The organism is Bacteroides sp. D55t1_190419_B8 (genome assembly GCF_015558905.1).
Taxonomy (GTDB): domain Bacteria; phylum Bacteroidota; class Bacteroidia; order Bacteroidales; family Bacteroidaceae; genus Bacteroides; species Bacteroides vicugnae.
Genome location: NZ_JADMOU010000001.1, coordinates 552,896 through 564,464 on the forward strand (window position 1 = coordinate 552,896; position 11,569 = coordinate 564,464).

6 protein-coding genes are annotated in these 11,569 nt (G+C 43.5%); all 6 read right to left on the reverse strand.

Translation table 11 applies throughout. From position 1 onward, the window contains the following. Nucleotides 1–134: 134 nt before the first annotated feature. On the reverse strand, nucleotides 135–2,888 hold the full coding sequence (locus tag I2I13_RS01840) for a GH92 family glycosyl hydrolase (protein WP_195648594.1): 2,754 nt from the start codon (nucleotides 2,886–2,888) through the stop codon (nucleotides 135–137). A 162-nt stretch (nucleotides 2,889–3,050) separates the two neighbouring features. Further along, complete coding sequence (locus I2I13_RS01845) at nucleotides 3,051–4,442, reverse strand: alpha-L-fucosidase (protein ID WP_195648595.1); 1,392 nt, start codon at nucleotides 4,440–4,442, stop codon at nucleotides 3,051–3,053. Between the two features lie 50 nt (nucleotides 4,443–4,492). Beyond that, nucleotides 4,493–6,811 (reverse strand): GH92 family glycosyl hydrolase, encoded by a 2,319-nt coding sequence (locus I2I13_RS01850; protein WP_272224952.1) that lies wholly within the window; start codon nucleotides 6,809–6,811, stop codon nucleotides 4,493–4,495. Between the two features lie 20 nt (nucleotides 6,812–6,831). Next, nucleotides 6,832–8,214: a hypothetical protein gene (locus I2I13_RS01855; RefSeq protein ID WP_195648596.1), complete on the reverse strand. Its 1,383-nt coding sequence runs from the start codon at nucleotides 8,212–8,214 to the stop codon at nucleotides 6,832–6,834. A gap of 8 nt (nucleotides 8,215–8,222) precedes the next feature. After that, nucleotides 8,223–9,587: a hypothetical protein gene (locus tag I2I13_RS01860; protein WP_148366494.1), complete on the reverse strand. Its 1,365-nt coding sequence runs from the start codon at nucleotides 9,585–9,587 to the stop codon at nucleotides 8,223–8,225. A 31-nt stretch (nucleotides 9,588–9,618) separates the two neighbouring features. Next, nucleotides 9,619–11,562 (reverse strand): RagB/SusD family nutrient uptake outer membrane protein, encoded by a 1,944-nt coding sequence (locus tag I2I13_RS01865; protein ID WP_195648597.1) that lies wholly within the window; start codon nucleotides 11,560–11,562, stop codon nucleotides 9,619–9,621. Nucleotides 11,563–11,569 lie beyond the last annotated feature (7 nt).

The window sequence follows — 11,569 nt, forward strand, 5'->3', positions numbered from 1 at the left end:
ACTAATAATCGATGTCTTTAATTCACTTCACACAAAGATACGTTTTTATACGGAAAATGCAATCTATTTTATCAAATAGACGCATTTCCATACAAACTAATACACCCAATTAAACAAATTCCATCAATATTTCACTACAATATCCCCCATTGCATATTGGGTGTATCCCCCAACCACAATTCAAGTACACCACCTTGTTCCAACACCATATGAGGAAGTTGATAAGAATTATATTCTTTACCATTCAACCGAGCACGCTGTATATAACAATTCTTTGAAGAATTATTGTATGTCTTGATTTTGAAAGTTCTCCCCTTGTAATATGCAGTATCCAGTTGTATAGTCACTTCGTCAAAAACAGGACTAGTAATATCATACATCGGATTTTGCCGGGAACCTCCGTCAAGACCGAATAATCCCACTGCCATCAATACTCCTATGCCTCCCATCTGTCCCTGATCTTCATCGTGACCACCATAACCCTTATCCGGAGTAACAGCTCCGTAAGCTTGTTCCTTCACCCTACGCACCCAATATTGCGTCATCCACGGCTTTCCGGCATGGGAAAAGACATGGGCATTAGAACATCCCGGCTGGTTGGCATAACTGACGGTTCCACTTCCATAGCCATATACAAAATCCATAGGGGCCGATTGCTCAAAAGCATCATTCAGTAAAGAACATAAGCTGTCATTCCCTCCCATCAACTCTGCCAGTCGAGGAATGTCATGCGAAAGGCCGAAAGTGGCCTGCCATGCATTAGCTTCTATATATCCGACACCGCTCGTCAAGTCAGTATGTAACCAACTGCCGTCTTTGCGCCGCGGCAAGATTAATTTTTTTTCATTGTTAAAAGAAGCCGGCCATCCTGATGAACGTTTACGATAATAAGTATAATCTTTCTTCATTCCCATACGAGCAGCCATTTCGCTCAAAGCCCAATCTTCGAATGCCCATTGTATAGTCAGCCCCGCATTGTCCGGACAATAACCATATTGAACATAAAAGTCCAATTCTTTATTCATGTCCAACGCTAACATACCACCTTTAGCATGATTCTTTTTCATCGCTTTATAACCGGCTTTAGGCGACCATTTATGAATAATATTCCTCTGATATGCACTTGTGATAAGCGATGTGGCAGGACATCCGCTCATGATGTAAGAATATCCGCCGGCACAAGGACCGCGAGGCAACAAATCGCCATTCAAATCATATTCGATCAGGGAAGCTGCAAAATCATCCAATACAGATGGATAAGCGATCCCCCAAAGTGTATTCAGATTCCATTGAGTCAACCAAAAAGCGTCAGAATTATACATATGATGTACCGATTGTCCGTTCTTATCTTTCCGGAGCTGCTTCACAATCATTCGTGCCTGTAAAGTATGTGCTCCCTGACGCACACCTTGTGTATAATCCGGATATTCGCCGTTAAAGTCATCTATTTTGTGACGCCCTAAAAGCGTATGCCACAAATCTGTATAAAACTTCCTTTTCTGTACATCAGTTCCTCCTTTTACATCTATCCTACCTAACCATTCATTCCATTCCGTCTGTGATTCCCGACATATACGATCGAAATTCCAATGATTACAGCTTTGCTTCAGATTCTCTTTCGCATTATTTACACTGACATAAGAAATAGCCATTTTAATCTGCAACCTATCTCCTGCCTCCATTTTATATTTGGCAGAAACACCTGATGTAGACGCATCATAATAAGACCACCCTGCAGCTTGCGGTTTGCTGTCGGTAGTACCTTGTATTTCATACACATCATGCTTATAATCAGCTCCGGCCCATCCGTCCAACACATTAAATGGTCGGTCAAATTCAGCAACAAAAAATATCCTGACCACATCAGGACCTCCCCATAACCGCCCCATCGTATCAAAAGAACCGCTGATTTCATTTGGGCCGCTACGTTTTACCTGTGCATTGACCATAGTAGATGTCCCTACATATCCACCTAAATTAAGTAAGATTTCCGCTTCACAATCCTTAGTATATGTCAGCCTGTAAAAGCTAGCATAATCTGTTGCTGTTTGTTCTACCCATGTATCATATTTTTCCAGATAAAGACGATGATATCCCGGCTGAACGATCTCCCCTTCATGGCTAAACGGCGATTTCCAATGCTGCTCTCCCAATGTCGGGTCAACCTGTCCGGTTGTTGGCATGAGAGTAAGTCCCGACAACATCCAACAATGCACTTGCGGAAATCCCAATACTTCTGTGGAATTATAATTATATCCCCCACCATATTGATTTTTATTACGTGTTAAAGGTGCAGCCCCGATCATGCCAAAGGGTTGGTTACCTGTGATAAAGAAAAAATACCGTCCGCGAGCCGATTCAATGTAAGGATCCACCCAAGAAACATAGTCCTTATAATCTTCAGGAGCCGGATAAACTTCTATTTCAGACAAACCAAGATGTTCTCCGTCTCCATCGGTCACTTCAAAACGAAGCCAACGAGTTTTCCGTGCCGGAAATGTTACAACTTTAGGCCTGCCGTCATTAGCGATTTCCCAAACATTAATACGACTACCATCACTGAAGTGAAGAATGCCGCTTGCTGTATGTGTTTTCTCATCCGCTCGATCATACAATACCACCTTATCAATACATACCTCTTGTTCCCAATCCAATTGAATCCAAGGATAGTCTATTGCCCCCCAGAAAGTTTCTGTACTTTTAGAAGCCCATTCCCCCTTTCCTGCGATACGAATCAGTTGATCGGTCACATTTTCCGCTTTGTGAAATTCATCAAGTACAGAAGATGCACTTACCCGGCTTTGCGGTGCTATATTATATGGAGAAGCATACATCGCACAAACAGAGAATAATGCAATAAGAAGAGATGGTAATCGTAATATAGCCATAAATAAATATGCTTACTGATTATACATTAATAAATCTTTCACTATTATTTCCCCTGTCTGATACATGATTCCCGGAGCTGTCAGGCCGCAACAATCATGCATCAGAGACAGAAGAAACCCTCTATTCAATTTAAACTTCAAACAATATCTGATGTAACGAAATTACTTTCGTTCGCAATATACACCAAATTCGGCAATTGAAGTAGTCCCATTCGATTTCTGCACTTTCATACGGACCGCATCTCCCCATACAGTGTCAAAACGGTGAATTTTCACACGTTGAGAAGTAGGAGCCTTACCTTCAAACAGTGTTTTCCAAGTATTACCCGTACGATATTCAAGACTATATTCCTGCAAACGGTCATTATTACGATCAGTAATAACAATCATATTGAAAGGCTTCTCACGCTCAAACGTAACCGAATACCAAGGAGCATCTACAGCTTGATTACAATTCCAGCAAGAACCAAAATCATCATCATTAGCAAAATCCATGATAGCATAATCATTACTCCATGTACCTTCTGCCGGTTGATATTTAGCTATATTGGAAGAAATAATGGGACTATCCGCTTGAGGAACATCGGCAATATGTCCATCATTCTTCCAGAGTTTTCCAATCTCCTTCAATGCTTTCAGAGCATTAGCATCTATTAACCCATCTCTGTTGGGAGCCACGTTCAGGATAAAGTTACAATAAGCTTTTCCCATCGGAATAATATTATCATTTACCATTTGTGCAGGAGATTTCACCGGAGTTGTCGGGAAGCTTTCTTTCCAGAACCAATTCTGTTGCAACGGCAAACAAGACAATGCAGGCAAGCGGTTTGTATCTTTTGAGATATGCTGTCCGGCTCCTTGTTCATATGACTTGATATCAGTATAGAACAGAGCTTCAGTAGGATATTTTGCAGCATTCAAGTCCATCACCAAACAATTAGGCTGAATAGACTTAATCAAACGATAAATATCTTCAAAAGGAACATCATCGTAAGAGATGCGTGACCAAGGAGCATCCCAACCATCAATAATCACTGCTTTGATTTCACCGTAGTTTGTCAAAAGCTCGCGAAGCTGCTCTTTAATCATCTCAATATGCTTCGGCGTGATACATTTTGGACGCAAACGAGCATGCGTGTCAAGAATAGAATAGTAAAGCATCACTCCAAGCCCTTCGGCACGGAACGCATCTGCATATTCTTTCACTACATCGCGTTTGAAAGGACTGCTCATTACACTGTAATCAGTAGTTTTTGTATCCCAGATACAGAAACCACTATGGTGCTTAGTGGTCAAACAGCCATAAGTCATATTAGCTGATTTTGCAGCTTTTGCCCATTGTTTGCAATCCATTTTTTTAGGGTTGAAAAGCTCAGGAGAAGCATCCGGATCCGGCCAATCTTCATTGAAGAAAGTAGGCATGTTAAAGTGAATGAACATACCACAACGAAGATCTACAAACTCCTGTTGTAATTGGTGTAGTGATTTGGTTTGAGCATTGGTATGCAGTGCTGCAACCATACACAAATAGATAAGTACGAAAAGTTTTTTCATGACTCTCATTGTTTTTTGTAGTTATACATTAATAATTTGTTATCGGTTATTTAGCTATTTAAAAAAAATCCGAGCGTATCTCCCATTATCAGTTCGAGCGTTCCGCCCGCTACAATATCTTTAAAATCAATGTAACATTTATTATACTCCTTACCGTTCAAACGGGCACGCTGTATGTAGCAGTTCGTCTTCGAATTGTTGCGGGTCCGGACAACAAACTCTTTTCCTTTGAAGTAAGTACTATCGAGCCGGATACGCACTTCGTCGAACACGGGACTAGTGATTTCGTAGCGCGTTGTCGCCGGACAAGAGGGATGTATGCCTGTTGCTGCCAATACATACCACGCCGACATCTGTCCCACATCCTCATTGCCCACCATTCCTTCTACCGAGTTGCGGTAGGCATTCTCACAGATGTGACGTGTCCATTTCTGCGTCAACCAAGGAACATTTAAGCGGTTGAACAGGAAAGGTACGAGATGCACCGGTTCGTTGGCATGATTATAGTAATCATTCCAGCGAATACTCTCGGGAGTCTTGTCGAAAAACGCAGTCAGCTCTGCCAATGCCTTCTCCTTGCCGCCCATGAGCTGCACCATGCCATCAACGTCATGCGGAACAAACCAGCCCTGCTGATACAAGTTAGACTCTTCGCAGCCGAAACTGTAGGCTGTGCGCGCATCGTCACGCCAAGGGGCGTATGCACCGTCTTCCTGACGCGGGTAAAACCATCCCACTTCCGGATTGAACGTATTGCGATAATTCTGCCCCCGTTTTTCGTAAAATGCCGCATCTGCCTCATATCCCAAAGCCTTTGCCAACTGCGAAAGACACCAGTCAAAGTAAGCATACTCCAGCGTTTTCGACACGCTCATCACCGAGTATCCTCGCTCACCATTGCCGAAACGTTCGGCGGTGTTGCAGGCATAACGGTAGGCCTTTTCCACATCGTATTGACAGATACCTTTCAGATAGGCATCCGTCAATACAGATATCGCCGGATTGCCAATCATACAACCGCTATAAGCATTCAGAAACTCCCAACGGTCGTAATATTCATGTCCACTCTCTTCGGCCAATGACACCAACGAGTTGATTTCATCGTTCACCATGCGCGGGTTGATAATAGTCTGAAGAGGGAATTGGCTACGGAATACATCCCAACCGCTGAATATTGTACGTTTGGCAAAGCTTTTACTGCGATGTATCTTTCCATCTCCTCCCGTATAACGTCCATCTACATCAGCTATAATACGAGGATCAATCATGGTATGATAGAGGGACGTATAGAATATTGTCTTTTCATCTTCACTTCCCCCTTTCACTTCCATTCGCGAAAGCTGACGGTCCCAACTTGCCACAGCTTCTTTGCGCACTTGATTAAAGTCCTTTTGGGCTATTTCACTGCGGTAATTGCGTTCCGCACCGTCCATATCAACAAACGAAATACCTACCTTCATCGTCACTTCCTCGCCTGCCTGTGTAATAAACTCCGTAAAGAAGCCGATGTGCTTGCCTTCCATCTCACGCCCGCCTTTGGTAACGACAGCTTTCGACACTTGTGTCAGATAAGGCACGCTCACCACATCGCCGTTTCTGCGGCTCCATCCATCGGGGATGTCAGCACTCCAAAAACCGTAGTCCCGCAGCGGTTTGCTGAACACGACATAAAAGTAAACGGTGTAGTTAGCTTGTCCCCAGCCATTACCCCAACCACCTCCTTCGGGTGTACACTTCATCCATCCGCAGATGGTGTGTTCATCTTTTACCAGTACATATTGAGCCACAGAAGTACCACCCACACGCCGCGCCAAATCTATCTGTATGCGCGACTGATTATGTTCAGGATAAGTGAACCGAAGCATACCGCAATGCGGAGCGGCTGTAGTTTCCACTTTAATATTATAGTCGGTCAAAGCCACGCTGTAGTATCCAGCCGAAGCCTTTTCCGTCGCTTTATCGTAAGCAGAGCGATACCCCTGTATGGAGCCGTCTTCGCGACCGGCAATGACCTGGAACCTACCAGTAGTAGGCATGGTCAGCAAATTGCCCAAGTCACCATACCAACCCACTCCGCTCATTTGCGTAAAGGCAAACCCCTCTATCGTTCGATGTTCGTCGCTATAACCCGGTGCGTGGTCGCCTCCAGTTATCGTCTGTGGACTTACCTGAACCACCCCAAAAGGGGTGGTTGCTCCCGGAAAAGTCTTTCCCAATCCATGATAACTTCCGGCCAATTCCATACTGGTACTTGCTCCGATGAACGGATTGACATAGCGAGACAAATGTTTATCGGCTGCCATTCCTACACCATTCCCGCAGAGGGCGGTAAAAACAATAAGACAAAGTATGTATTTCGTTGTTCTCACAATCTAAAAAGTAGGTTTTATTATTCTTCCTTTCTCTGCATCTTCATCCACATACCGCCGTTCTCGGTAGCACCTGTATCCGGACACAACAAGTAAATGTAGAATTTATTATCACCAGCTACATTCAAGTGGTCGTAACGAATCACAAACAGTCCTTTCTCATTGAACCAAGTATCCAACAAGGGTTTGGTGTATGCATTCATATCTTTTACTTGATTGGGGTTCATCGCTCCACCACCGCAAGTTTCACCTTCACCCGACAAATTGGTGAAATGTATCCAATCCTTATCAACATTATTCATTCGGATATTAGCTCCCGGCTCGCTACTTCTAAAAGCAAGGTTCGCAAACCACCACGACCAAATAACCAACGGACGCTGCGTGCAATCCGCATTTTTCCATCCATAGTCATATTTCATTAGGTTGATGTCCGCTATAGTGCCGCCATCTGTGAAAGAACCTTTCGTGCATTCCCAGATTTCATCACAGGCAGCACCCTTATTCTGCGCCTTACAGAATGAAAATTCTTTGCCTGCCGTCACATAATCAAAATCAGTTACAGCATCCTTGTTGGAAATGAATGTCACACCGGACATTCCTTCAACAGCCACCGTTTCGCCACTACAATCTATGGCTTTGAACGCATAAGTGTTTCCATCCAATGCCTTGATTCCTTCCACCGGAGTTTCCAATTTAAATACTTTTCCCTCTTTTACCAGCATTGATTCGTAATATTGTGTATGCCCGTTCACATCATTTCCACTCTTATTTTCAAGCGTAACAATCTTTACAGAAATATCTGAAACACCAGCCAATGCCAAACTATAATAGCCAATCAGATTGCCGGAAGCATCACAAATCACTTGATTATCCAATAGGTTCTTGGCAAATAATTCTGTAAACTCCGCTTTAGGTGCCACTTTAGTCTCTATATAACTTTTCGCCACCGTATGCAACTCCATCTTTCTGCCGGTAGCCACACCGACCAATATCAGTTTAGTGCTTTCCTCTGCTCTAGTAGCGTCTACTGCCGGAACTTCAGTGATCATAAATTTCGTATCCACATATTCCGAACTTAAGTTTTGAAAATGAACATTACATTTATCAATGGTCAACTCTACCGCTTTACCACTTGTTGCAAAAGTAGTCTTCACTTCTATTGCTTGTTCCAAGAAATCGGAATCAAGAATTACCGTTCCATCCTTGCTAAACTGAAAGAAGAATTCACGTCCCTCACATTCAGTTATCCAACAACCCTCTGACGCATTATAAAGTACTTCTTTCACATCCGATGACTTCAACCGATCACTCTCGCCATATCCTACGTCACTCAAATCAATTGTATTACATCCCCATAAGAGGAACATACACAACACACCGTATATATATGATAATTTATTCATGTTTATGTTTATTGATGATTGTTCAAGAATTTCTTTACTTCAGCTACATATTCATTCCATAAGTCTTCCATAGACATGTCAGGATAGCTTTCTTTCAGGATATATTTCACTGCATACTCCAAACTCCAGTCATTAGTCAGTGCATCCATTTTTACAGTCCACGGCAGCATGCGCACAAAGTCACCGTTATAAATTCGCAACCAGCTCATGAAAGCACCAGAGGTGTTATAATCAATCTGCCAAACATAAACTTTGTTATCCTGTGGATCTTTATACGGTTTTTCAATCGCAGCTTTATATTCATTAATCTGACCTTCCGTGGCAAGTCCGAAGAATCCGCCGTTGGAGATTTTCACTGCATCCGGCCATCCTTCCTGATATCCCTGTTTGTCGCAGTCTTCCCCCTTCTTCTCATAATGTCCTTTGTGGGGCATCCATTCTACGCAATGACCCATTTCGTGCATCACTACTGCCTGCATATCGGGCAATAACCACCAGGCATCACTTCCCATATTGCTTTCTGATGCCGGGTAAACAATACCACGTCCTTCGTTGTGGCTCGGATAATCGAAGGCATAAGCACCTCCAGTCTGTTCTTTCTTAATCATGAAAGTCAAATTTTCGTAAGGGTCACAAGCAATGTTGTGAGGCTCGAACGACATGGTAGCACAGTCCATATAATACCATTTACGGAACTCTTCCTGCGTTGCGTCTGCGCCACTATATCTGTTGTACAGCCATTCTACTGTACGTAAATCCGAGTTACTTTCAAAATGTATTTTCAGCGGATTGCTCTGACGCTCTCGAAACTCTTTCCAAGCCATATAGTCCATGTTCAGCGTCATCTCTGCATTGGCAAGGTGTTCACTCAAGCTTGTCCAGTCGCTGTATTGTTTGTTTCCTGCTTCGTCTACGTAAATAGAGCGGAAACGGCAATCACGTGCACCATGTTTGGTAGTAACCACTACTGTACGGAAACGACTCAAGTTCAGCGTAGCATTCGGCAGTCCGTTGTCTCTCTTCACGGTCAGGTTACCGAAATCGCCTATGTTGGAAATCATCACGCGTTTCACTTTCGTTTCAGTGAGCAAGGAAGCAAACTCTACTTCGGCTCCCACATACTCGTTTTTCTTCTCCCACGCATCGTTGCCACCGTCCCAAGTGATGTAAAGTTCGTTCAGATAAGCATCATACTTTGCCTCGGAAATCGGAGCAGGTGCATAACCTACTACCGTAGCTCCATTTTTCGGGCTTTCCCAGCTTCCTTTATAAATGTCGGGAATCTGATATCCGTCTTCCTCGCCATAGCAGCCGCTCACGACCAACGACACCAAAAGACCCAATGCCATATTTTTCCAATATTTTGTATTCATTACTTCTTAAAAATGTGTTTAACAATAAAATTTACCAACCTAAGTTCTGTACCAATTCGGGAATACGACGGATGTCATCATAAGGAATCGGCATGAAGTATTGTTTCTTTGAGAAGTTAGCACGGTTTTCGAGCAAGGTACGTGCAAAGAAGTCTGGATAATCCTTATCCATATTCATACCGTACACATTGCCACCCTCGCCACCTTTGTGATATTCGGGGTAAATCCAGTGATCGGGATCATTGTTGCCTTCGGCCACTTTCCAACGGCGAACGTCGAAAAAGCGGTTCCACTCGAACACCAATTCCACAATACGTTCGCGACGGATACGATTGAGCAAGTCATTCTTTGTCTTCGGACAAAACACTTTTCCGCCCTCATTAGTGAATGAGTATTCGGGGATACCGGCACGCTCACGAATCTGGTTCAGTTGCAATAGTGCGCCTTCCAAGTCGTCACACATACAGAGTGTTTCAGCATATCCTAAAATCATATCAGCCACACGAAGCGTGGGAGAGAACATTTTAGAACCGTCATCTTCCGTAGCTTTTGCTCCTTTACGGATTAGATAGCCAGAGTCAGGACAGTCACCGGAAGCTTTCGATTTACCGCAGGTTCCGCGTGCACCATTTGTAAAGTCGGTACGATGTTCTTCGTTTTGACTACCATAGTTCAGCCAGATAGAACCGTTGTAAGTGACATTTACATAGAAACGTGCCTCACGGTCTTTCCACTGTTTCAATACATAAGAATTGTCTGCATCGAAATATTTCAATTCGGTATCATTCTCGTCATAATACTGTCCGGAAGTAAAGTTACCAGCAGAAGGTACTCCTTCGAACTTGTCATAAGAGGGATCACGGTCTATTGTCAGTCCATTCTTCGTAAAGAACATATCCACTGTTTCTTGTGTAGTATAATAGCCTCCACCACCACTCACACTAGTGTCTTCGAAACCGGAGAACTTAGGACAGGTCCAATAAGTGTAGTCCCATTGGTCGCGTAATTTGACCATAATCAGTTCGTTGAAGATGACATCATAGTTCTTCGTGTAGAAAGCAGCAATAGCACGACAGGACTTGTAGGGGTCGAGCTTACCATCCGTATATACTTTTGTCAGCCCATAATTCTGCGAAGTAGCAAAGCTAAAGAACTCTTTATAAGCTTCGTTGGCTTTATTCCACTTAGTGAGGTCTTCCGTCTGTGGGAAAAGCTGTTTGCCATCTAAGTTTTTGACAGATGCCATATCTGTGTTTCCATTAAACAGCGGGCTTGCCCAATAGAGATATAACTTAGCTTTCAAAGCCTTGCAGATCCCTACGTCCATACGTCCCAAATTGTTCTTGGAAACTCTGTTCGGCAAGTCGCCTGAATCAATAGCCTTTTGCAATTCGTTAGCGATAAACTCTACACATTCGTCTACCGAGTTGCGCACCTTAATCAGTTCTTCCTTTGAAGCATCCAAAGGTATCGGATCTTCGCCAATCAAAGGTATGGGACCGTAAATGCGAAACAACTCGAAGTAATAGTAAGCACGTAGCACACGCGCCTCTTCTTTCCAACGTCCACGTACGGAAGCACCTACTTCCTGGCATTTGTCTACGTTCTGAATGAAGGTACTTGCTTTGGCTATAGCTTGATAGTAGTCTGTGAAGTAGCGGTTAGCCTGGCTATACGAAGCAGTTGCCCCCCCCGTTGTCCATTCCGCATACGTCTTGTTCCAACGGTTGGCTCCTTCCAATGATGCTTCGGTGAAGATAGTTCCGTTCATGTTTGCGTCCACATGGAGCACATCACCCACCTCACGGATATAGCTGTATACATTATTCAGATATTGCTCTGTGCGTTGTTTCGAAGCAAACGTCTCTTCCAATCCAAACTGCTTGCCCGGAATAGACTCAAAGAAATCGCTGCATGACGACATCCCCAAGCAAATCAAAGCTGCTGCAACATATTTTCTTATTTCTGTTTTCATACTTTTC

What these genes read in the sequence shown, in the direction of transcription:
- I2I13_RS01840 (WP_195648594.1), bottom strand. Translation starts at nt 2,888, where the DNA reads ATGGCTATATTACGATTACCATCTCTTCTTATTGCATTATTCTCTGTT.
- I2I13_RS01845 (WP_195648595.1), bottom strand. Translation starts at nt 4,442, where the DNA reads ATGAAAAAACTTTTCGTACTTATCTATTTGTGTATGGTTGCAGCACTG.
- I2I13_RS01855 (WP_195648596.1), bottom strand. Translation starts at nt 8,214, where the DNA reads ATGAATAAATTATCATATATATACGGTGTGTTGTGTATGTTCCTCTTA.
- I2I13_RS01860 (WP_148366494.1), bottom strand. Translation starts at nt 9,587, where the DNA reads ATGAATACAAAATATTGGAAAAATATGGCATTGGGTCTTTTGGTGTCG.
- I2I13_RS01865 (WP_195648597.1), bottom strand. Translation starts at nt 11,562, where the DNA reads ATGAAAACAGAAATAAGAAAATATGTTGCAGCAGCTTTGATTTGCTTG.